A 25,406-nucleotide genomic window follows, 5' to 3' on the forward strand; every position below is an offset into this window, starting at 1 on the left:
GTGGGTGACGCGCCGGAAGGGCTGACGTTCAACGAGGACGAACGCAAGCTCTTCCTGTTCCTGATGGGGACGGAGCCGCCGGAGGCTCCGCCCCAGAACGTCTATGCGCTCAGGACGCCGTTCGACAACCTCAACCAGGAGCTGGGCTCGCTCGCGGAGCACTACGCCGGCGTCGTCAGCGACATCGACGGCGCGCTGCCCGACGAGGTCGTCGCGCAGTTCAAGCAGACGTTCGGCGCGTTCCTCGGCGCGAACGGCGGCATCAACCACGTCGACCAGATCAGAGAGGCCGCCCAGCAGATGGGCGACCAGGTCGGTGAATGGGCGCGGAGCCTCCTGGAGGCCCAGGTCCAGATCATCGCGATGCTGATCGCGTTGATGGTGCAGCTCGCGATCATGACGGCGCTGGCCGCCTTCACCGGCGGCTCGACGCTCGGCGAGGAGGTGGTCGCCGAGCAGACCACGCGTCTCGGCCTCGAGATGATCATGCAGCAGCTCCTGTCGCTCACCCGGTTCCTCATGCCGACGGCTCTCCAGGCGGCGATCGGCGCGCTGCTGATGATGGCGGCGAGCCTGGTCGCGTCCTCGATCGACGGCGACCCGCAGGGCCCCCACATCAACTGGAAGTGGGTCGGCGAGGGTGCGCTCGGCGGAGCCCTCGCCGACATCGGCATCCGGGGCATCGGCGGTCTCTTCGACAACCTCATCGGCAACGCCCTCAAGAGCCTCGACAACAAGTTCATCACCGAGCTGACGAACATCACGGGCGACTTCGTCAAGATGGGCGGCGGCGGCGCGATCGCCGGCACGTTCACCCAGGGGCTGATCGACGGCAACTGGCAGGTCCTGCCGATGATGTTCGTCGGCGGCGGCATCGGCGGTGTGGCCTTCGGCGCGGCCGTACGGGGCGCCGCGCTGGGCGGCATGAAGTACCGCATGGCGAAGCTGAACATCGACCCGAACCTCATCCGGCCGATCGACAAGTCCGACCTGCTGACCGACCCGCCGTCGGGCAGGGGTCCGGGCGATTCCCCCGGCGGTGGCGGCCCCAGGGGGACCGTCGACACTTTCAGCCCGCAGAGGGTCATCGACCAGCCGCCACCGGAGGGGCCGGTTCCGGGGCTCAACGGGCCACGGGGCGGCGGGCCGGTGCGTCCCGGACCGGAGCGTCCCGGACCGGGCCTGATCGAACCGCTGCCGCACGAGACGCTCGGCGACGAGTCGACCGTCAGCCCCGACCTGGAGAACCCGGCCGCCGTCAACCCCTTCCAGTCACCGTCCGGCGTGCAGGAGAGGCCGCCGGCCCTGCCGAACGTCCCGTCGTCGCGGGTCCCGTTCACCCAGATGCCGCCGAGGCTGGAGGAGAACGGGCCGCCGATCGTGGAAGAGCGGCCGATCACGCCCACCACGGATCCGCTCACCGGCACCACCCGGACTCCGGGCGTCCTGGGGGGCCGGCCGGTGGGGCGGGAGAACCTCCCGCCCGGGGAGACCCCGTTCTCCGAGAACATGCCGGTGCTGGACGAGAACGGCCAGCCCATCGTCGAGCCTCCGGCGCTGGATGAGCACGGCCAACCCATCGTCGAGCCTCCGGTGCTGGATGAGCACGGCCGGCCCATCGTCGAGCCTCCGGTGCTGGATGAGCACGGCGTGCCCATCGTGGAGCGGCCGGTCACCTCGTCCACGAACCCGGCCGTCACGTCCCGGGGCACCGAGCCCGCGACGACTCCGCTGCCGTCTAACCGGCCGCCGGAGTCGGCGCCGCCCCCGGTGCCCGGGCGCGATGGCGCGGTCCAGGATCGGCCCGTGCCGCCCGCGCGGCCCGTACGCACCGAGTCGGTGACGAACGAGAAGGGTTCCGACGGCACACCGCCGGAGACCGAGCACGAACCGCCCCCGGCCCCCCGCGACACGACGTCGCAGAACCCGCCGCCCGATACGACGTCGCACGACCCGCAGCCGCACGACACCACGTCGCAGGACGACGCCTCGCACGACGACATCTCGCACGACGGCACGTCGCACGAGGCTCCGCCGGCGCCGCACGACGCGGTCCCGCCGGCGGACCTGGTGTCCGGGCACGAGGACGTCACGCCGAACTTCGTCTTCGACGGCGGCGACCATGCCGCCCAGCAGCGCCTGGAGACCGGCCGAGACGACCAGGTACGCCGTTACACCGAGCGGCTGGAGAACGAGGACCGCCGGTACTGGCGGCAGCGCGACGCCGACCAGCGTCTCGACGCCGCCGTCTCCGCGTACCGCGCGTCCAACACGCACGGCGTGCCCCCGGAGGGCCCCCGCCCCGACCCGGCCACGCTGGTCCGCGCGGCCGGCCTGCCCACGCACCTGGACGCCCTGGTCCTGTCGGCGTACCGCGACGCCGTCGCCGAGCACGAGGCCGCCCCGCGCACCACCCGCACCACGCGGACGACCGGCGGTGAGGGCACGGATGGGCGCACAGGTGGGCCGCCGTCCCTCCAGCAGCGCCTCGCGGGCAAGCTGGAGACGGTGTTCGAGGCCACCGGGCACGACGGGTCGGCCCCTCGCACCGCCGAGATCCTCCTCGGCTCCGACCCGCGGGTGGACCCGGCCGCGCTGGTCCGCTCGACCGGGGTGCCCGAGCACCTCGCCGACGACGCCACCACGGTGTACCGGGCGGTCCGCACCGAGTCCGGCACCCTCACCGAGGACAACGACGCGGCCTTCACCACGCGGCTGACCGAGGCGCTCGAATCCCGGCTGCCCGAGCCGGAGGCGGGCCCCCGTCCGAACGCCCGTACGCTGGCCGAGGGGCTGGTGCGGGAGCAGGCGCGGGTCGACGCCGACACGTCGCGGCCGTGGACCGAGCAGGTCCGGCAGCGCTTCGACGGCCGCTGGCAGGAGCTGTTCCAGCGGCACCTGGACGGCGAGCTGACCGGGCTGGAGTTCGAGCGGCGCTTCGACGATCTGGTCGACGGGCTGAACGACGAGCTGGAGCTGGAAGCGGCGGTGCGCTCGGCACGCTCCAGCGCGGAGACCGACTTCGACCTTTCCCGCCTCACCGCGTCGCACTCGCCGGTCGCCGCCGCCCGGCTGCGGGCGCGGTTCGGCGACGCCGTCGAGTCCGAGGTGCGCCGGATCGCCGAGCGGCTCGGCCTGCGCGGCGAGCGGGTCGACCCGCAGGTGTGGGATCGGTTCCACGCCGAAGCCGACCAGCGGGTCTACGACCTGGTACGGGGCATGCGCACCCGCATGGCCCTCGAGACCGCCGCGGACGAGCACTTCGGCCGTCTCCTGGAGCAGGCGGGCCTGGACCGCGCCGCTCCCGAGGCCCGTACGCTCCGCGCGGAGTACGACGCGGAGTTCGCGGCCCGTACGCGGACCCTGCCGGGCGGCGCCGAGACCCGGACACTGCGCCTGGACGACTACGAACGCCGCGCCGCGGAGCTGGACCCCCAGCTGCGCGACCTGGACGAGCGCTGGGCCGCACGGCTGCGCGCCAAGTCCGCCGAGGACGCCCTGCTCGCCCGCGCGGAAGAGGACATGGGGCGGTACGAGATCGACTGGCGGGAACAGTCCGGGCGGACCGGCGAGGTGGACCACGCCCCGGTGCTCGCCGAGCTGCGCGACGACCTGCGCGCGGAGGCCCGCCGCCTCCTCGGCGGACGCGACACGTGGGAGCTGACCGCCCGTGAGTGGGACGAATACGCCGCCGCGCTGACCACGGCGTTCGAACGCCTGGCCGCGGGGATGCCCGCGCGGTTCGACGAGTACGCCGGCCGCGCCGCCGCGCTCCGCCGGGTGGAGCAGGCCCTGACGGGCCTGGAGGCTCCGGCCGAGCACGTCGAGCGGGTCGAGGCAGACTTCCGCGAGGCGGTGACCGAGGCGCACAAGGCGGTGGTCGGGCGGCCCGAGGACGGCGTCTGGTCGCCGGAGGAGCTGGCCCTGCGGGAGGCCGCGTTCGACCGGGAGTACTTCCAGCCGTACCTCGCGTCGCTGAACGACCGGCTCGCGTTCGAGGCCGGCCTGGACCGCGCGATGGGCGACGGCGGGTCCCGGTTCCACGAGATGACCAGCGAGGCGAGCGAGCTGACCGGCCAGGCGCGGCGACGGTACGCCATGGCCGACCGGACGTTCGAGTCGATGGCGAACGACTTCCGGGCCGAGTGGGCGACGCTCTTCCACGAGGCCCACGGCGTGGGCCGGGACCTGCCCGCGATGCTGGCGCGCGAGCAGGAGACCGGCGACGTCTTCGGCACCACTCTGCGGGACGCCTGGACGCGCTTCCAGGCCGAGGTGGACGCGCCGCGCGTGGCGCGGCTGCGCGCGCAGGCGGAGGCCGAGCACGAGGCGTGGCGGCAGCAGCTCGCCGAGACGATGGGCCGGCTGACGCGCCGGGCCTCGGTGCTGGAGTCCCTGGAGAACGGGTTCGAGGAGGGGCACCCGCCGCTGACGTTCCCGGCGGCGCGGAACGAGTACCAGGAGGGGCTCCAGACGCTCCGGCGGAACCTCGCCGACGGCTGGGACCGCGCGGTGACCGACGAGGAGCGCGCGGCGCTCGTCGACACGGCGCGGACCGGCGTCGCCGAGCTCCGCGCGCGGGCCGTGGAGCGCGAGGCGGCCTACCGGGAGTGGAGCGAGAACCCCGAGTGGACGCTGGACTTCGGGCGGCTCGGCATCACCCGCACACCGGTCGAGGCGTACGAGCACCGGACCGGGTCGGACGAGATCGAGCCGGAGCCGGTCACCCCGGAGAGCGCGCGCCCCAAGACCGTGTCCGACGGCCCGCACGATCCTCCGCCGCGCGACCCGGAGGACCGGCGGCCGTACGTGGAGGACGCCCCGGACGAGGCCGAGAAGCCGCCGCTGCCGGATGAGGACGCGGAGATTCTGCTCCACGAGACCGAGGCGCCTCCCGCGCCGCGTTCCGCACGGATGGTCGAGGCGGAGAACCGGGTCCGCGAGGAACTCGCCGCCCTGCGCGCCGAGATCGCCACCCGCGACGAGGCTTACCTGGAGTTCGAGCGGCGTGTGGCCGCCCGCCCGAGCGACGCCCGCTTGCCGCTGGAGGAGGAGGGCGCGCTCCGCGAGTGGTTCGCCGACCAGTGGGCGGGCGGCGAGGACCGTACGGTGCTGGGTGGGGAACTGACCCGGCGGCTGGACCAGGCGCACGCGGCGGTCGAGGCCGGTAAGGCGTTCGACCGGGAGGTGGCCGGCGGCGACCGGTGGCGGCCGTGGGGAGGCCGGGAGAATGCCTTCACGCAGTCTCCTCAGGTGCGGGAGCTGCGTGAACGCTTCGTCCGCGAGCTGAGCGAGTCCTCGCTCGCCGAGACCGAACGTGCCGGGCTGGTCGAGCGGCTGCGCGAGGAGTACCGGCAGGCGCGGACCGAATGGCGGCAGCAGACCGCCGCGAACCGCGCCTTCGAGGCCGCGCTCACCGTGAACGGCCCGCAGGGCCGCGTCGACCTGGGCCAGAGCCGGCACGAATGGGACAACCTGACCCGCCGCTGGCACGAGGAGGAGCTGACCCGCCTCCGGGAGCGCTACACGGACGAGCGCGCGGCGCTGTCCGACCCGTCCGCGCCCGAGTCGGCCCAGCTGACCGAGAGCGTCCGGCAGGAGGCCCAGCGGCTCAACGCCCAGGCCCGGCCGATCGCCGACTTGGGCCGCCGCCTGGAGCAGGTCGCGGAGAGCCGCGAACCGTCCCCCGACTGGTCGCCGGAGATCCAGTCCTGGTACCGGAGCGAGCGGACCGAGCTCACCCGGCAGACGATGGACCTCGTACGCGACCGGCCGTTCGACACGAAGCTGCGCGCCCGGCTGGAGTCGGACTACACGCGCAGGCTCAACGCCCTGAACGAGGTCGCGCGCGGCCGGGAGCTCGCCCGCCAGGAGTTCGCCGGCCTGTCCGTCGCGCGGGAGGCCGGGCAGGCGAAGATGCGCTCCCACCAGACGGTCTCGTGGGCGAACCAGCGGATCGAGCAGATCCGTCGCGCGTACGTCGAGGAGCAGCTCGCCGACAACGCGCTCCGCGGGGCCGAGGAGCAGGGCCGGGAGTTCGTCCCCGCGCCGCCGGAGACCGCGCCCGGCGACTGGCGCGGGCACGCGTGGCGGTCGGCGCAGACGCGGCTGTTCGACCGGTACGAGGAGCTGTTCGCCGAGCACGACGAAGAGCTCGCCGGCCTGCCCGAGACCACCGTGACCGCCGAGGACCGGGCGGCCTTCGAGGAGAAGGTCGAGTCCTGGCTGCTGACCAACCCGCAGGCGAAGGACCACCCCTCCTTCACCCAGATCAAGGACCGGATGGAGGCGGACTTCGAACGCCGGCTCCTGGCCGGCGACCGGGAGCGGCAGGAGGTCATCGACGAGCTCCCCGGCGAGCTGGACCTGGAGGCGGCCCGGCAGATCGCGCTCCGCCACGGCCAGACCGCCTTCGACCGGAAGTTCGGCCTGTGGCAGCGCCGGGTCGGCTCTCCGGAGCACTCCCTGCCGTTCGAGCTGACCGGCTCGGTCGCCGAGACCGTACGCGAGCGGGAGTGGGTGGAGTTCGAACGGCGCTGGGACGACGCCGTACGGGAGGTCTTCCGGCAGGTCTCCGACATCCGCGAGGACCTGGCGGCGCGCCGTCGCGAGGCCGCCCTCCGGCTGGACGAGCTGACCAAGGACCTGTTCGACGCGTTCGACCGGCGGGCCGGTCTCGCCTCCGAGCAGGAGCGGTTCGCCGAGCTGTACGAGGCGCGGGCCGGGTCGTTCAAGGACGACCTGTCCGACGCGGACCGCGCCCTCCTGGACGGGTTCGCGACCCGGGACGCCACGCCCTCCGACCCGGGCCGCCGGCAGGTGCTGCACGACGGTCTGGAGACGCTCCAGAAGGGCTACGACCGGCACTTCCCGGCCGGCGAGCCGGTCACCGAGGAGGCGGTGACGCGGTGGCGGGAGACCTTCGACAAGACGGTCGAGTCCCTGCCGTCCCGGCTCGCGGAGCAGACCGCGCGCGAGGCCGCGCTCCAGCGCTCCTTCCGGGACCTGGAGACCCGGCACGCGGCATGGGAGAACGACCCGGGGCTGACCGAGGAGTTCCGTGAGCGGTTCGGCCTCCAGCACGGCGTCACGCTGGCCAGGGGGACGCTGTCGTCGATGCAGACCGCCCTCGGCCGTTCGGTCAACGACCACTTCGGCACGCTGTTCACCGGGGAGCAGGACAAGAGCCTGTCCGCCCGGCTCGAAGAGTGGCGCGCGTGGTACGACGAGGCTGCCGGCGCCGACCGGCTGAACGTCTGGCTCTCGGTGGAGACGGCGCGCCAGGGCGTGACCGGCAAGGCCGAGCAGATCTTCGCGGAGCAGTCCGCGCGCTGGCAGGCTGAGAACCCGGACCGGCGACTGTCCGAGGACGACCTGGCGCGGGCCCGGTCGGGCCTGGTGGAGCGCATGCTCAACGCCTACGACGGCGTCTTCGGTCTCGGGCTGAAGAAGACGGAGGAACTGGACGCCCGCACGTGGGTGTGGGACCAGCGCGTGGAACGCCTGACCGCGGACCTGCCCGCCCACCTCTCCTTCGAGGCGCTGGCCCCGCCCGCCCTGAAGGGAATGGGCCGGTCGTTCCACACGATCAGCGAGGGCCACCGCACGGACGACGAGGTGTGGCTGAACCACACCGCCGAGGCCTTCCACGAGGAGGCGTTCGACGAGTTCCGCGTGCTGTTCGCCCCGCGGGACCTGTCCGCGTCCTGGGCGGAGCAGGAGGCGGCCACCACCAACGCGTTCTCGGCCGGCCGCGAGGAGGCCGCCACCGAGGCCGCCGCGCTGGCCGAGGCGTCCACGCTGGCCGAGACGGTGACGCTCTCCGAGGCTTCCACGCTGAACGAGACCTCCCCGCCCGCGGAGACGCCCGCGTCCATCGAGGTGACGGGGCTGGACCCGCACCGCGTGCTGTGGGCCGACGTGCGGACCGCGCTGAGGGGCCGCGGCCTGCCCGTCGACGACGAGGCGGCGCGGACCCTGCGGGCCGAGCTGCCGGAGAAGTACGCGGCGCTGTCCCCGAGAGAGCGGAGTCACACGCGGTCGGCCGCTGAGGCGATCGTGCTGAACCACCTCAAGAGCCTGGTGCGGCCCGACCAGCGGGTGGGGCTCATGGGCGCGGGGTCGGCGAAGGAGAAGGAGTTCTGGGCGGTCCTCGCGCATCCGGATCTGGAGGACGCCACCACGATGGGCAGCGTGGTGCTGGCGAGGGGGCCGCACGGCGCCACGTTGTCCGTCGAGCTCAAAAAGGTCTACATGGGGCCGGGCGACCGCCTCTACCGGTTCGAGGACGACGCGGTGAAGGCGGGGGGCAGCGGCCTCCTCAAGCCCGCCGCGATCGTCGAGGTCGACACCGGGGTGATGCGCGACCACCCGGGCGAGAGCTACACCCACCCGGAGCACGTGTACCGGACGGAGGTGGCGTTCGAGAACGCGTTCAACGCCCTCACCGGCACGCCCGGCGACCGGCCCTCTCTTCCGCTGGAGCGGTTCATCCCGGAGGGCTGGACGCTCACCGAGGAGGGCGCGGGCTGGCTGGTCGGGCCGCCGCCGGTCGGCGCCCCCGGTGGCTCGCACGACCAGTACAACGTGGGCGTCTGGCCGTCGGCGATCTACCGCCTGATGACCGAACACGTGGCCGAGAGGACCTGGCGCGACCTGACGGACGGGTACCTCACGCGCGACCACCTGGACGACGCGCGGGACTTCGCGAACGACGTCGCGGCCAGGATGTTCGCCTTCGAGACCCTGGGCTACGTCCCCGCGGACCTGTCGGTCGTCCGCCCCTACCTGGACGTGCCCGACCTCGCGTTGCAGGAACTGCGCTCCCACGCCTTCACGGAGTACGTGCTCGCGGCCATGGCGCTGAACCGGGACATCCACCTCGGACTCCGGAAGGCCCACGCCGCCTACCTCATCCGGCACGAGACCGACGCGCGGTTCAAGGAGCTGCCGGAACGCGCGCACATGTTCCTCCCACGGGACCGGGCGGCCTTCCGGGCGCTCCTGGAGGAGAGGTTCCGGAACCGGGTCCCGGACTACGACGAGCAGTACCTGGAGTTCAACGAGATCCCCGTCCCGGACGAGGGCCTGATGGCGGTGGGCGACGACGCCGTCGGCGACTACCTGGACACGGCGATCCTCGGCAAGTCGGGCGTCACGCTGGCCGACTTCGCCAACACCAACGTCCTGGACAAGTTCGACACGAACGGCGGGCCGCTCGCCAAGGCCGTGCTGGAGATCCGTTACTACGGGCAGCTGATGACGGACGCGGCGACGTCGCAGAAGTATCACCAGGCCCTGACGGACGCGGTACGGGAGCTGGGCCCCTGGGTCGAGCGGCTGCACAACCCCTCGCCCGAGGACCTGGCGGCGATCGAGGCGGCGCGGGCGGAGCTGCGGCGGCTGGCGCCACCCCGTGGAGACGAGCTCGAGCTGGAGCCGGCCGAGTTCTTCGACCCCGTCTACCACGACGACGCGTGGCCGATGGCGCGCGAGCGGTACGAGCGGACTCTCGCCGCGCGGCTGGCCGCGCACCAGGGTTCGTTCGCGGTCACGCGGTCCGCCATCGGCGGGCTGTTCCAGCGGCTGTCGGGCGAGCTCAGACGCGACGTCACCTCGATGTTCGGCACGGGCGAGCGGCCGATCGGCTCGGGGCACGACCTGCGGGCCCTGGTCGACGACCGGTCGGCGGAGGGCCTGGGCGCCCGGATGGACGCCTTCACCACCGCGATCCGGCGCGCCGCCGAGGCGGGCGTCGAGGGCTTCTCCCGCCGTTCGCCCGGCGAGCGGCCCGCCTGGTGGCGGAGCTGGATGGAGGGGACGCGCGGCTACCGGCTGAACGACACGGCACCGGGCTTCGAACTGCCGTTCTCCGTCTACCGGAGCCTCGCGCCGGCCTCCGACGACGGCCGCGGCATCCTCGCCGCGATGATCGCCTGGCAGGTGCCGAAGGGCGCGTCGCTGTTCGACGTCGTGCTCGGCTGGTGGCGGGCCGGGTACGGCGGCGAGCCGGTGCGCGAGGCGCTGTTCAGCGAGGCGTCGGAGCTGTACGAGTGGGTCGACCGTACGCTCAACCCCCGTGCCGGCGTGACGAACCCGCAGGCCCTCCAGTCACTGACGCCGCCGCACCTCCTCGGGTACGACCGGCTGGTGAACCCGCGGGTGCCCGAGGGCCTGGTTCCGGCGGCCGCGCAGATGCGGCTGACGCGCCGCGAGGCCGCCGCCCTGCTGGCGTTCGGCGGCCTGCCGCCCGAGGGCGACGGCACGCCGCTGACCGATCTCCAGTGGGTCGTCGCCCGCAGGGCGGCCCTGCGCCTCCCCGCCGCGGAACAGTGGGCCTGGACCGCGATGTGGCAGCGAGGAGACCCGGCGTCATTCCCCCGGACGGCGGCCGGACTGCCCATGACGTTGCCCCCGATCGTGCGCGTGTGGGGGTCCCCGGCGGAGGCCGTGGCGCACGTCCGACCCGAGGGACCGGGCTGGATGGTCCTGGCCCGGGTGCGCCACACCGTCCACGACGCGGGCGCGTTCGGACCGGCCAGCGGCCAGGGCCGGGTGCGCTACCTCGTGGACGGCGGCACGTTCGACGTCACCGCGGTGCGCACCGCCGCCGACACGTTGGCGGTCGAGCTGACGCTCGGCACCGCGGTGGGCGAGCTCCTGGAGGCGCAGCTACGGGACGAGGACGAGGAACAGTACGGGACCCTCTTCCTCCGGACCGAGGACTGGGTGCGGCTGGCGCCGCTGTTCCGGCGCGCGGCCACCGACGTCGTCGCCTGGGACCAGGACGCGAACGGGGAACTGCTCACGGCGCGGTTCACGACGCCGTTCGCGGACCCGGCGAGGACGTGGGTGTACGGCGGGTACGGCGACGCGATCGGATCGCCCGCGGTCTACGCCGCCCAGCACGCGGAGCGGCTGGCGGAGGAGGGCTACACCGATCTGCTGCTGCTGGCCGACGTCCGTTACTCCGCACTGGAATCGCACACGCTGGCGCGACTGGCGCGGGACCACGGTCTGCGCATCCACACCGCCCCGCTGGCGCTGGTACCCGGCGGCGACGGCGAACCGGCGGTGTTCCACCTGCCGATCGACGCGCAGGGCCGGTCGGCGCCCTGGGTGACGTACCTGCCGGAGGGCGGCGAGTTCCGGCCGGCGGAGGCGATCGAGACCTGGACGCACGCGGGCCCGGAGGCCTATCCGGACCCGGCGCACCTCGAGTTGCACGGCGGCGGTCTGCGCGGAGGGTCGCGCGACACCGGCGTGGACCCGCTGGCGGCACACTGGCCGATCGGCCGGGAGCTGACCGTCGGTGAGCGGCGTTTCGGGGACGTCACGACCGTGCCGGCCCACGAGGTGCCGATGCCCCCGGCGGGCAAGTCGGCGGAGCGGTGGTTCACCTACTCGCGGACGTTGGAGTCGCGTTCGACGCCGCTGACCTACCAGGTCGGTGAGCTGGGCGGGATCCGGCTCCCCGACGGCCGGATGCTCTCGGCGGACGGCTGGCGACGGTTCGGCGACGACTTCTTCCACGAGCCGACGGGCGCCTTCCTCCGGGGCGACAGCGGCTGGATCGGCCAGGTCGCCAACGCCGACGAGCTGCGGGGGCTGCTGGCCGTACCAGAGACGGAGGCCGCGCCGTACACCCTCGTCGGTGGGCCGACGGACATGTATCTCGTGCCGGAAGACGACGGAGACGCGGTCCGCATCTCCCTGACCGACTCCCGCCCCATGGAGCTGTCCACCGAGCCGGCCTCGGCCGGCCAAGGCCCGGATCAGGCCGTCGTCTACCACGAGGAACTCCTGCGGCGGCTGTCCTTCGAGGAGCAGGCCGCCCGCGACCCCCTGGCCGAGCCGGTCGACGCGCTCCTGTCCTCCGTCTACAGCCTGGCCTCCGAAGGCGGGGTGTACGAGCGTGCCGTGGGCCGGGTGCCGGCGGCGGACCCCGAGGTGATCCGGGCCGCTCGCGACGCCGCCCACCGCCTGTTCGACGCCCTCGCCCGGCGCGTCGGGCCCGAGGAGGCAGCGGCCGGCTTCTCCACGTATCCGGCGGAGGAGCTGGAACGCCTGCTCGGCGGCGACTCGGAGTGGGGCGTCCACGAGGTCATGACCGCCTTCCACCAGGCGGTTCATCACCACCACGAGACTCTGGTCGGGATGCGGGAGGAGCCGGCTCCGCTGCCCCTCGACCAGACCGAGTGGATGTTCCGCGTGTACGGGGAACTCGGCTTCGACCCGGCGGAGAGCCGGCTGTTCTTCCAGGCGGCGATGGCCTGGAGCACGGCGGTGTCCCGGCCGCTGTTCGACACGGTGCGGGCATGGCACGCAGCCGGACTCGGCGAGCAGGGCTTCGCGGTGCCCGCCGAGGTCCTGGCCGGTCAGACGACGGACCTGCACGCCTGGATCGACACGGAGTTCACCCCGCGAGACCGTACCGACGACCCGCGCCTGCTCCCCGAACTGACGCCGCCCCACCTGCGGGAGAACGCCGGACCGGCGCCCGCCCGCGACGCCATCGAGGGCACGGGTGAGTACTTCGAGCAGGTGTCCCGGCGCCTCACCTTGGAGGACGAGGCTCAACGCCCGACGACGGTCGAACCGGTCGAGGAGACGTCGCTCGCGCCGTACCGGCCGCCGGGCTGGCCGCAGCGGACGAGCGAGGGCACCGACGACCTCCTCGCCGGGTGGGAACCGTCACGGGACGCCGACGACGCACCCGTCCTGCCGGTCGCATACGGGCACGTGTACGCCCGCGCCTCCTGGGCCTCGGCGCGTCTGGCGTACGAGCGGGCCGTGGGCCGGGTGCCGGCCGCGGACCCGGAGGTGCTCCGGACGGCGCGCGCGGTCGCGGGCCGCCTGCTCACCGTGCTGGGCGAGCGCCTGGGGCAGGAGGAGGCCGCGGCGGGCTTCTCCGAGTATCCGGCGGAGGAGCTGGAGCGGCTGCTCGGCGGCGACTCGGAGTGGGGTCTGAACGACGTCATGACCGCGCTCAGCCGGGCGGTCGCCCACCACGAGCCGGCGCTGCGCGCGCTGTGGGACGAGGCTCCCCACGTCCGGGACCCGCGCGATGACGAGTGGTTCGCCGAGATGCGCGGCGCCCGTGGTTACAACGTGCACTTCCTGCCGCCCGACCAGGCCGAGTGGATCTTCCGGGTCTACGGGAAACTGGGCTTCGGGCCGGAGGAGGACCGGCTGTTCTTCCAGGCGGCGATGGCCTGGGGCGCGGCGATGTCCCGGCCGCTGTTCGACACGGTGCGGGCGTGGCGCTGGGCCGAGTCCCACGGTGACCTCGGCTTCACGGTGCCCGCCGAGATCCTGGCCGGCGAGGCGACCGACCTGTACGCCTGGATCGACCGTGAGTTCGCTCTACGCGACCGTACCGTCGACCGGGACGTGCTCGCCGGGCTGACACCGCCCGGCCTGGGAGAGCACGACGAGTCGCCGCTCAGTCCCGTCCGAGACATCGGCGACCCGGCCGTCGGGCCCTGGGCGCCGCCGCCTCGGCTCACGCGGCCCGTCCCCGACCTCGCGACGGAGACGCCGGAACAGCGCGTCTCGCGGACCGACCCGGCCGAGGCGCCGGAGCCGGTCACCTCTGCGGAGCTGAGCACGACGCCACGGTCGATGACGCCGCCGCACGAGGCCGGCGACCTGGTGGACGAGGAGATGCGGCGCGGGCAGGAGTTCGTCGGCTCTCTGGTCGACACACCGGCACAGCCGGACCTTGATGTCCTGCGGCTGACGGGGATCCTCGCGATGGTGCTCGGCGCCGACCCGGCGGTCGCCGAGACGCTGCGGCTGCGCGGCGTGCGAGTATCGGTGGCCCGGCCGACCGAGACGTCCATGGCGCCGGAGGCCGTCCGCGACCTGCATGGCCTCCTGACGCGGCTCGCGACCGAGTACCTGGCCGAGAACGGTGCGGCGCCGACCGGCGCGTCCGGTGATCTCGCCACGCGGGCCATCCGCGTGGACGCCGACGAGCTCGACAGGATCGGGTCCCTGATCGTCGGCGAGGACCGGGAGAGCGAGGAGATCGCCGCCGCGTTCGAAGAGTTCTGGGCCGGTGTGACGGAGCAGCGTGCCCCCTTGTCCGACCTGGCGCGAGAGCTCGTCGCGCGGCTCGATCCGATGCGCCTGCGCGGCGGAGGGTCGGGCAAGGAGAAGGAGTACTGGTCCGTCCTCAAGCCTCCCGAAGGCGTGTCGCTCTACAGCATGGACGACATCGTGCTGGCCGTGGGCCCGGACGGTGCCGAGCTGACCGTGGAGCACAAGAACGTCTTCCAGACGCCGGACGGGCGTTACTTCATCTCCGAAGCGGAGGCCGTCGAGGCCGGTGGGAGGGCGACGAGGCAGGTCATCCTGGTGCCCGAACCGATCTTCGGGGTACTGCGGGACCTTCCGGAGGAGCTCGAGTACGCCGACCCGGACGAGTCGTTCAAAGCCGAGCAGGCGCTGGAGATCGTGCTGGACACGATTCCCGGCGAGCACGGCGGGCCGGCCACGCACTCCCTCGACGGCATCCTGCCGCGCGGCTGGACCGTGACGGAGGAGGGCCAGGGCTGGCTGATCGGGCCCCGGCCGGTCGGCGCGCCGGCGGGCTCGCACGACCACATCAACGTCGGCGTGGTGCCCGCCGTGGGCCACCCGTACCTGAAGTACTTTTTGGAGCGCACCTGGCGGGACCAGAGCCACGGCTACTTCACCAAGGATCACCTGGCCGACGCGCTGGACTTCGCCGACTTCGTCGCGGCGCGTTTCCTGTCCCAGGAGTACCTGGGACGCATCGCGGACGACGTCCGCGCGCTGTACCCGTGGCTGGATCTCGGCGACCTCGCGGTGCAGGAGATCCGGTTCCATGCCGCGCAGCTGTACATCGTCGGGGCGATGCGCCTCACCGGCGACTTCCAGCCGGGCAACACGAAGTCCAACGCCGCCGTCCTCGTACGTCGCGACCCGGGGTCGGCGTTCCGCGACCTGCCGGAGCGGGCACGCTCCTTCCTGAGCGAGGACCAGGCGGCGTTCCTGGCGGCCTTCGAACGGTCGTACCTGGCTCGGGTTCCGGACTACCGGCAACGCGCCGCCGCGGCCGGGAAAACGCCGCCCGCGGACGGAAAGTCGATCCTCGACGTACCGGAGGAGCTGGGCGTCAAGAACTACCTGGTCGCCGGGCTGACCGGCGATCTGGATATCCACCTGGACGACTTCGCCGCCAGCACCGTCCTGACGGAGCGTGACACCGCCGGCGGCACACTCGGCAAGGACGTGCTCGAGGGACGTGTCTTCGGGCAGCCGCAGGTGAACGCGGAGAAGTCGCGGGAACTGCACAAGGCGCTCACGGGCAAGGCGGTCGAGCTCTACTCCACGGCCGAGCGGCTCCATCACCCCACCCCCGAGGATGTGGCGCGCCTCGACCACGATCTCGCGGAGCTGCGAGCCCTGGATCCGCCCGGCGAGCCCCTTCCGCCCGGCCCGCCCCCGCGCTTCGGCCTGCTGTACGCCGGAAAGCTCCCGGACGAGCGGGCCCAGTACGAGCAGGCCGCCGCGAGCGTGCTGGGACAGCGCGAGGCCACGCTGTCCGCCGCCCGCGCCGCGGTCCGCCGGCTGCCCCGGAGCCCGCACTCGGCCGACCCCGGGAACATGGACCTGGCCGCGCTGATGCGGACCCTCGAAGGCGCGGCCCGCAGGCTGCCCCAGACGTGGGCGAACCGGATCGGCTTCCACGACCCCGGGCCGCGCAGCGCCTGGTGGCGTACGCGGATGGAGGCACGGGGTTATCGCCTGGCCGAGCAGCCGGCCGCCGACGTGGAGCGGATATTCGCCCACTATCGGTGGCTGGCGAACCCGGAGGAGAGCGGCCGGGGCCTTCTCGCCGCGATGATCGCGTGGCGGGTCCCGCTGGGGCAGCCGCTGTACGACATCGTGCAGGCCTGGCATCGCGCCGGGTTCGGCCGGGACACGGCGCGGCAGGCGCTGAGCAGCGAGGCGTTCGAGCTGTACGAGTGGGTCGGCCGTACGTTCGCGCTCCGCAGGGGAGTGACCGACCCGCTGTGGCTGGCCCGGCTGACGCCGCCGCACCGTGGCGTGTACGACCGCCTGGTCTCGTGGTCTCTCTCCGCGGACGCCACGGCCGCCGCGGAGGAGATCGGCCTCATGCCCCAGGAGGCCGCCGCCCTGCTGGCGCTGCACGACCTGCCGCCGGAGGGCGCGGACCCGCTGGCCGATCTGCAACGGCGGTTCGCGTACCGGGGTCTCGCTCGCCTTCCCGAGGTGACGGCCCGGGTCTGGACGGCATGGTGGCAGCCGGGTGAGCCGCACGCGCTGCCCGGCACGGCGGCGGGCACGCGGATTCCGCTGTCCGCGGGGCGGCGCCTCTGGGGTTCGGCCGAGGAGGCCATGGCGAGCGTCGAACCGGGCGCGGAGCCGGGCTGGGTCGTGGTGGCCGACTTCGACGGGGAGGTCAGATCCACCGGCAGGTTCGGGCCGGCGTCCGGCCACGGCACGCTGTCCTTCGTGCCCGAGGACGGAACGTACGGCGTCGGCGCGGTCCGTACCGTCACCGACCCGGCCACAGGCGCGCGCCATGTCGAGCTGTCGGTCCTCCCGGACAGCGGCATCGTCCGGTCCTCGCGGACCGTCCTGCCCCAAGAGATCTACCGCTCCGGCCACGAGGCCCCCTACGGCGTCGGGTACTTCCGTGACGCGGATTGGCGGCGGTGGGAACCGCTGTTCAAGCAGGTTCCCGAAGAAGTCGTGGCGTGGCGCCGGGACCCGGTGACCGGCGCCCTGGCCACGGCGCGCTTCCCCGTGCCGCTGGCCGACCCGGAGACCACATTCGTCTTCGCGGGCCACCACGACATGGTCGGCGCACCGGAGCTCTTCGCGGCCGGCTCCGTGCCGGAGCTGGCCGAGGCCGGGGTCACCGACCTGCTCATGCTGGCCGGCGCCGAGTACTCCGAGCAGGCGGCGGCGACCCTGCGGTCCCTGGCCCAGGAGCACGGCATCCGCATCCACACCGCGCTGTTCGCGCCCGGGCCGGGGGCCGACGGCGGGCCGGCGCTGCTCCACCTGCCGGTCCGCCCGGACGGCCGGACGTCGCCCTGGACGACGTACCTGCCCGACGGTACGGTCCTGCGGCCGGCGGACCAGGTCGCCGAGTGGCGGCCCACCGACCCGTCCCGCCACCCCGCGCCGGTGTACGTGGACGGTCCGGGCGGCTTCGGCGCCATGGCGGAGCCGCGGCAGGACGACCGGTCGCAGACGAGCTCGGCGATGATGGGCATGGCGCCGTCGCACGACTTCCGCGATCCGGTGGACGAGGTGGTGCGCCTCGGGCAGGACTCCGTCGGCTCCTACGAGTGGTGGGGCAACTCCGGTCCGGACGCCGACGACGGGTTCCGCCTGTCGGAGACCGGCATGTTCGGGCTGCCCAACGACTTCGCCCGCTGGATCCGTGGCACCGGGCCGGAGCCGACGACATCCGGGTCGATGAACTGCTGGCAGGTGATCCTCCTCCTCGCCCACCAGTCCGGCGCCGTGAACAAGGAGTGGCTGGTCGGCGTGCACGACGCCGCGACCGACGCGGCCGTCCGGACGTTCGACCGGGCCATGGCCTCCGGGTTCTCCGAGGAGGACGCGATCGGTCAGGCGTACGAGGCCCACACCAGCACGATCATGGAGCTGGTCGGCTCGGGCGCCACCACCCGGCACATGCTGGGCACCGACGGGAGGGTCGGGCCGGTGGTTCCGCGCGGGCACTGGGTGTCGTTCGGCGACGCGCACCATGTGGCCCTCGCGACGGGGACGCTTGACGCGTTCGGCCGTCAGCAGGTGCTCAGCCACTCCCAGTACCTGGCGGCGCAACGGGAGGCGAACGCCGACGCGGAGGCACCCGGCGCGTTGCAGCTCACCACGATCGAGGAACTGCTGGAGGAGTTCGGGCCCGACCTCACGGTCGTCTCCCGGGCGCCGGCCTGGACCGTGGGCGGCGGTCACGAAGGCGCCCTGGGCGCTCCGACCGCGGGTGGCGGGTCGACGCAGCAGCCGAAGATTCACGCCGGGCCGCCGGGGTCGACGCCCGCGAACCCGAATTACCGGCTGCCGACCGTGTCGGGCTGGCCGGCGTCGTTCCACGACGAGGCCGACCGGCTCGCGGGCATGACGCCGCAGGAGCGCCGGAACACGCTGGAGGCCTTCACCCAGCCGGAGCGGGAGACGCTCGCCTCGAACCAGGACTTCGTGCTCCGCCTGAGAGACGGGCTGAGCAACCAGAACGAGGAGTTCGCGGAGGCGGCGGCCCGGCTGATGCTCCAGGTGCCGCCGGAGGTCGACGAGGCGGGGACGAGCCGGGACCTGGCCATCCGGACCATGACCCGGATGCTGCGGAACTCGCCGGACACGGCGGTGCGGATGCTCGACGGGGGCGCGCGGCTGCTGATCACCCCGCGCGGTGAGAGCATCATCCAACGCGAACCCTGGACGACGGACGCCGGCGTGCTGATGCACCGCTCGCCCATGGAGGTCCAGCGGGGCGCGCAGTACGGCACGGTCGCCTCGGCCGCGGAGGAGAGCCTCACCGGTGAGCCGGCGCTGTTCAACACCGACCACCCCGGCGGCAGCAACGTCGTGGCGCACGAGTTCGCGCATCTCATACACGTCTACGGGCTGACCGACGCCGACCGGGACCTGCTCCAGGCCCACTACGACCAGCGGAAGGCCGGGACGGGCAAGTGGCCCGACGGCGACCTGTTCGACCCGAAGCGGCCGCACCGGCAGAACTACTCCTCCTTCAACGTCTACGAGTACTTCGCGCAGGCGGTGTCCGCCTTCTTCGAGATCAACCCGGGCAAGGACCCGACCACCGGGCTGGAGCGCCTCCACACCGCCGAGGAACTGCGCGCGCACGATCCGACGATCGTGACGCTGATGGAGAAGTACTTCGGGAAGGCCGGGGACCGGCTCGAGGGCAGCCCGCTGACGCGGACCCAGCTCGACAACGCGGGCTTCACGACGCTCCGGTCGTTCGAGCGGTACCTCGCGGACGGCGGCGTGGTCCGGCACGCCGCGAAGTACGCGGAGCCCAAGTGGGACATCGCGATCCGCCACTACCAGAACGCGCTGAGCACCGCGCTGGGGAACGACACCCGTCTGATCGCCCCCGTCCGCCGGGCCCTCCGCGAGCTGGATCGCAGGCTCTCGGTCAGCGCGCCCGGCAAGTCCCCGGTCCGCAGCTTCGTGGCGCCGGGTCAGCAGCTCTCCGACGCCGAGTACCGGCAGCGGCTCGACGACGACGCCGGCTGGACGCTCGCCACCGTCATGACCGCGTTCCGCTCGGCCGTCAACAACAACCGTGACCTGCTCGGCTGGGACGTGATCAAGCGTCCCTTCCCGCTGTACGAGAACCGCTGGGTCGACGAGATGATCGACCGCGGCTACCGGCCCGGCCGTCGTCTGTCCGACCGGACGGAGTTCGTGTTCCGGGTCTTCCACTACTTCGGGTTCGGGCCGCAGGACCGCGCGCTGTTCCTGCGCGCCGCGCTGGCCACCGGCGGCTCGCTGTACGACACCCTCGCCGCGTGGCGGTACGTCGGGCTCGGCGACGATCCCGCGCACGAGGTGCCCGAGGAGATCCTCGACGGCGAGGCGGCCGACCTGTACGACTGGGTCGACGCGACGTTCCGGCCGCGTGACCTGACGAGCGACCCGGCGGTGCTGGCCGACCTGCTCCCGCCGCACCGCGAGCAGGGCGGCCTGCTCGGCGGGTCGCGGGACACCGGGATCGATCCGCTGGTGGCGCACTGGCCGATCGGCCACGAGCTGACGGTGGGCGAGCCCCGGTCCGGCGGGCTGACGACGCGCCCGGCCGGCGAGGTGCCGGTGCACACCGGCAAGGGCGCCGAGCGGTGGCACTCCTTCCAGCGCTCGCTCGCGTCGACCTCGGAACCGCTGCGGTACGAGGTCGGCGACTCGGGCACGATCCGGCTCCCGGACGGCCGCCTGCTGTCCCCCGAGGGATGGGTGCGGTTCGGCGACGACTTCGTGCACGTGCCGAGCGGCGCGTTCCTGCGCGGCGACAGCGGCTGGATCGGCCAGGTCGCCAACGCCGACGAGCTGCGGGCCCTGTTGGCCCTGCCGGAGACCGAGGCCGCGCCGTACACGCTGGTCGCGGACTCCTCCGGCATTTACCTGACGCGGACCGAGGATGCCACCGAGGCGGTCCACATCCCGCTGGACGATTCGACGGCCGACCTGTCGCGCCTGCGTTCCGACGGCGCAGCGCTCGCGCCGACCACGAACGCACCGGCGCAGCGGATTTCGCAGGCCGACCTGGGCCCGCCGGGGTCGACGCACGCGAACCCGCGGTACCGGTTCCCGACGGTGCCGGACTGGCCGGCGTCGTTCGTGGACGAGGCGAACCGGCTCGCGGATCTCACGCCGGAGGAGCGGGCGAACGAGCTGAACACACTGTCGCAGCCGCAGCGGGAGACGCTGGCCTCGAGCCGGGAGTTCGTGCTCCGGCTGTCCGACCGGCTGAAGGACAGCAGCCCGGAGTTCGCGGAAGCGGCGGCGCGGCTAATGCTCCAGGTGCCGCCGGAGGCCGAGCAGGCGGCGGTGATCCGGGAGGTGGCCGTGAAGGTCATGACCCGGATGCTGAAATTCGCGCCGGCCGCGGCCATGCGGATGCTCGACCGCGGCGCCCGGCTGGTGATCATCCCGAGGGGGGAGAGCCTGACCGTCCGGGCGCCCTGGTCGGGAGAGGCCGGTCACCTGATCAGCGGCAGGATCGCCGAGACCCACCTGGGGCTGATGGACGGCACGGTCGCCGTGACGCCCGAGGAGGACATCACCGGCGAGAGGTCGCTCATCGCTGACGACCCCACAAACGGCTTCAGCGTCGTGGTGCACGAGTTCGCGCATCTCTTGCACGAACACGGGCTGTCCGACAGGGATTGGGATCGGGTCCAGAAGTACTACGACGAGCGGAAAACGTCTGGGACGGGCAAGTGGCCCGACGGTGACCTGTTCGACCCGAAGCGGCCGGACCGGCAGAACTACTCCTCTCGCAACGCCTACGAGTACTTCGCGCAGGCGGTCGCCGTCTTCTTCGAGGTGAACGCCGGCGTCGACGTGATCACCAAGCTGGAGCGCCTCCACACCGCGGAGGAGCTCCGCGCGCACGACCCGAAGATCGTGCAGCTCATGGAGGAGTACTTCGGGTCGGTGAAGGAGGGCCTGCTCGAGGGCAGCCCGTTCAATCGGACCCAGACGGAGAACGACGCCTACCAGGGGTTGCGCTCGTTCGAGCGGCTGCTCGCCGACGGCGGGCGGGTCCGGTACGCCGCGGCCTACGCCGAGCTCAGCTGGGACCGCCTGGTCAGCCGCTACCAGAGTGCGCTGACCGCCGCGCTGGCCGGCGACCCGCGCCTGGTCGGCCCCGTCCGCCAGGCCCTGCGCAAGCTGGACCGCCTGCTCAACGTCGCCACCCCCGACAAGTCGGCCATCCGGAGTCACCTGGACCCGCTCGGGAAGCTGTCCGACGCGGAGTGGGAGCAGCGGATCGACGACGACGCCGGATGGAACCTCGCCGACCTCATGTCCGCGTTCCGCTCGGCCGTTGGTTCCAACCGCGACCGGCTCGGCTGGGACCTGATCCAGCGCCCGCCGCTCCGCGAGGAGCGCTGGATCGACGAGATGATCGACCGCGGCTACCGGCCCGGGCGTCGCAGGTCCGAGCAGGTGGAGTTCCTGTTCCGCGTCTTCCGCTACCTCGACCTCGGGCCGGACGACCGCGCCTCGTTGCTGCGCGCGGCGCTCGCCACCTCGGGGACCTTGTACGAGACCCTCGCCGCGTGGCGGTTCACCGGGTTCGGCGACGATCCCGCCCACCCGGTGCCCGAGGAGATCTTCGACGGCGAGGCCGCCGACCTGTACGACTGGATCGACACGACCTTCGCCCCGCGCGACCTGACCAGCGACCCGGCCGTGCTCGCCGACCTGGTGCCGCCGCACCGGGCGATGACCGGCGGCCAGTCGCCGGACCCGTCCCCGGTCTCCGGGCCTGAGGGGCTGACGGCCGACGACGCGGCCGAGCTGGACCCACCCTCGCCGCTCTCGCTCTCGGCGCCGGACCCGAACGCGCTCTCGTCGGCGCACGGCGCGCCCCGGTTGCCCGGCACCGAATCCGCGCCGCGGGTCCGCGGCGGAGGCATGGCCGCGGAGAAGGAGTACTGGGCCACCCTGTCGCACCCGAACCCGCCGCCGAACCTCACCGTCGTACGAGGGAAGGCGCTGGCGACCGGTCCGGACGGCGCCTGGCTGGCCATCGAGACCAAGGACGCCCACCTCGGCCCGAACGGCCGCCTGTACGTCGACCGGGACGAGGCGATCCGGGCCGGCGGCACGGGCGAGCACCGGACGATCGCGGTCATCGAGGCCACGTTCGGGATCCTGCGCGTCTTCGAGGACGAGACGGGTCACGCCGACCCCGACCACGGGCACGAGGTGGAGCGGAGCTTCGGGGCCACGCTCGACGGCCTGACCGCCGAGGTCCCGCTCGAAAGCGTCCTGCCGGAGGGCTGGTCGCTCACCGAACTCGGACGGGGCTGGTCCGCCGGGCCACGGCCGGTCGGCGCGCCGGCCGGGTCGCACGACCACCTCAACATCGACTTCCACCCGGTCGTCGGCCACGCGCTCTTCACGCACGTGCTCGAACACACCTGGCGCGACCAGAGCTTCGGGTACTTCACCAAGGACCACCTGGGCGACGCGCTGAACTTCGCCGACCGGGTCACGGCGCGCTACATCGGCCGGCGTTTTCTCGGGTACGTCCCGGCGGACGCGGCGGTCGCGAACCGCTACCTCGACCTGCCCGACCGTGCGGTGCAGGAGCTCCGGCACCACGCCGCCGTGCTGTACGTCGAGGGCGCGATGCTGGCCAACGGCCGGCTCCGCGGCGGCTGGGACAAGTCCAACGCGGCCCTGCTCGAACGCCTCGACCCGGACGTGCTGCTGGCCGCCCTGCCGAAGGACGTGCAGGACTTCCTGCGCGCCGACGCCGACGCGTTCCTGGGGATGTTCGAGCGCTCGTTCCTGGACCGGATACCGGACGCCGACCAGCGGTTCCGGGACCGGCAGGGCCGGCCTGCGGCGGGGCCGCTCGCGTACCGGGTGCAGGACCTCCGCTGGACCGTCGCGGACTTCCTGCGTTCCGGCCTGGTCGCCGGGGCGCCGAAGGTACGGCTGAACGACGCGACCACGATGACCGCCCTGCCCGGGCTCCACGACGGCATGACCGTGGCGGAGATCCGCGCGTACGGCGAGTCGCAGGTCAGCGCGGAGAGCGCGCAGGCCCACCGGGCGGTCCTCGCCGACACGATGCACACGCTGCGCTCCCGCGCCGAGCGCCTGCTCACGCCGCCCCCCGAGGATCTCGCGAGCGTCGAGGCGGCAGGAGCCGAGCTGCGGAGCCTGGCACCGCCGCCCGAGGCGCCCGGGTCGGTCCGGCCGTCCGCGTTCCGCGTCGTCTACGGCCCCGACTGGCCCCGGCTCGTCGACTCGTACGAGTCCGCGCTGGCCCGGGCGCTGGCCGCGGACCCGGCCACGTGGGGCGCCGCCCGCGACTTCGCGCGGCTGGTGCACGGGCGGCTCTCCACCCTGATGGACGAGGACGCCGCCGCCGCGGTCCTCACCGGCGGCCGCCGGGACGGCGCGGCGGCGGAGCTGGACCGCCTCCTCACGGACGGCTCGGAGTGGGACCTGTTCGCCACGATGGCGGCGGCCGAGAACGGGGTCCGGCACTGGAACACCCTGACGGGCGTCGCGACCCGCAACGACGGCGCGCGCGACGACGAGTGGCGCGAACGGGTCCGGACGATCGGCGGGTACCTCGCCTCCGCCCTGCCCTCCGACCGCGCCGGAACGCTCTTCGCGGCCTACCGGGAACTGTCATCCGGGAGTGACGGGCGGGCGTTCCTCCGGGCGGTGCTCGCCACGGGCGAGCACGTGGGGCAGCGGGCGTACGACAGCCTTCTCGCGTGGCACGAGGCCGGGCTCGCCGATGAGACGCCGCACACGGTCTTCGGCGACGAAGCGGCCGGCATGTACGACTGGATCGACCGGTCGCTGGTGCCCCCTGGTGAGCGCGGGCCGGACGATGCGCTGACCCCGCCCCACCTGCGCGGCTACGACCGGCTCCTGGACACCACCCTGAGCGAGGACCAGCTTCGCGCCGCCGCCGGGCAGGGCCTGACGCCGAGAGACGCCACGGCCCTGATGATCCTGCGGGACATCCGGGACACGGAGCTGGAGGCCACGCGGGAGGAGAACGACGAGTCCGACCCGGACCAGGACGGGACGTTCACCGTCCACCGGGAGATGGCCCGCCGGGCGATCGAGCGGCTGCCCGAGGTGCGCCGGGAGGTGTGGTGGGCGGTCTGGCGTCCGGGCGAGGCGGAGACGCTGTCCTCGCCCGTACGGGGAGAAGCCCTGGCCGTACCGCACGTCCTGCACACGTGGGGGTCGGCGGAGGAGGCGCTGGCGCAGACCGACGAGGGCGACGGCCCCGGCTGGTTCGAGGTGTTCCACACGACCGCCCGCGTACGGGACCCGGGAGCGTTCGCCGAGGAGACCGGGCAGGACGGGCTGTACTACCTCACGCCGCAGGCGTTCGAGGTCGGCGAGGTCCGGACGGTGCCGGACGAGGACCGGACCCTGCGGCAGTGGGACCTGACCAGCGGTGAAGGCGACGATCCGTTCCCGGCGTACCAGAGCACACGCCACGGCGCTCCTTCGAGGCGTCTGGCCAGCGGGTTGCCGGAAATCGTCATCGACCCTCCGGACGCCGGGCACCGGTACGCCGCCGAGAGCGGCACGCCGACCCGCCGGACCGCCGCACGCCCGTCTCGTACCGGCCCCGTCGCCGAACTGGCGGCCCGCTATCCGGCCGCGGTCCGGTCGAGGCCGCCGCGTCCCCCGCTCCGGTTCTTCGACGTCGTGGCGGCGGGCGACGTCTGGAAGCACATCATCGAAGCGCGGCATCACGCCGACGCACTCGCCGCACATCCGTGGGATCCCGGCTCTTACTACGACAACGACCGGTCGCCCGGCTTCCGGGCGGCGATGCTTCGCGCGTTCGACGAGGTCTTCAACCGCGTAGAACCGCTCCACCTCGACTGGAACACCTACAACGACCTGCACGCCGTGGTCACCGGCGGCCTGCGGGGGGAGTTCCAGCGCAACGGCGTCGGCACCAGCATGGGGCGCTTCCCGCTGAGCGCGATCGCGCCCGCGGCGGACATCCTCGGCGAGGTCCTCGGCGGCCGGCGGCTCATGGCCTCCTACGACGAGGTCCGGGCGATGATCGACGCGGGTCAGGACGTCGACGCCCTGACCGTCTACCAGCGCCACGTCAC

At 73.2% G+C, this 25,406-nt stretch carries 1 protein-coding gene (cut by a window edge); it reads left to right on the forward strand.

Features of this window, described 5'->3' with window-relative positions; translation table 11 throughout:
• Positions 1–25,406, forward strand: the 5' end (the start) of a protein-coding gene (locus ACQEV1_RS05010; RefSeq protein WP_433391736.1) for a scabin-related ADP-ribosyltransferase. Its footprint extends 51,097 nt past the window's final position; 25,406 of the gene's 76,503 nt are visible here — the first part of the coding sequence; it begins with the start codon at positions 1–3; its stop codon lies beyond the right edge, outside the window.

The organism is Actinoallomurus sp. CA-142502, assembly GCF_050936355.1.
GTDB classification, from domain to species: domain Bacteria; phylum Actinomycetota; class Actinomycetes; order Streptosporangiales; family Streptosporangiaceae; genus Actinoallomurus; species Actinoallomurus iriomotensis.